The sequence below is a fragment of the Paenibacillus oleatilyticus genome (assembly GCF_018998565.1).
In the GTDB taxonomy this organism is placed as follows: Bacteria; Bacillota; Bacilli; order Paenibacillales; family NBRC-103111; genus Paenibacillus_G; species Paenibacillus_G oleatilyticus.
In genome coordinates this window covers 1-361 of the sequence record NZ_JAHNZO010000154.1, presented here as the reverse complement: position 1 = coordinate 361, position 361 = coordinate 1, and the positions used below count along the sequence as shown (strand labels likewise).

Annotated in this window: 1 protein-coding gene; it reads left to right on the top strand. The window is 57.9% G+C overall.

Annotated elements, in window-relative coordinates; all coding sequences use genetic code 11:
- Positions 1-17 precede the first annotated feature (17 nt).
- The coding region (locus KQX66_RS39020; protein WP_216798432.1) for a hypothetical protein at positions 18-361 on the top strand (344 nt) is incomplete at its 3' end.

Sequence of the window (361 nt, the reverse complement as noted above, 5' to 3'; positions counted from 1 at the left end):
CCATGCAGGAGGTTGCCATGAATGATCGTAATGCCAGCAAGATGCTGCGTACTTATAACGTCGCCTACTGGGGCAACAATTACTATGACGTCAACGAGCTGGGCCATATCAGCGTGTGCCCGGACCCGGATGTCCCGCAGGCGCGCGTCGATCTGGCAGAACTGGTGAAAACGCGCCAGCAAGACGGCCAACGTCTGCCGGCGCTGTTCTGCTTCCCGCAGATCCTTCAGCATCGCCTGCGCTCTATCAACGCCGCGTTCAAACGCGCGCGTGAATCCTTCGGCTACCAGGGCGGTTATTTCCTGGTGTATCCGATCAAGGTGAACCAACACCGCCGCGTGATTGAATCGCTGGTGAACTC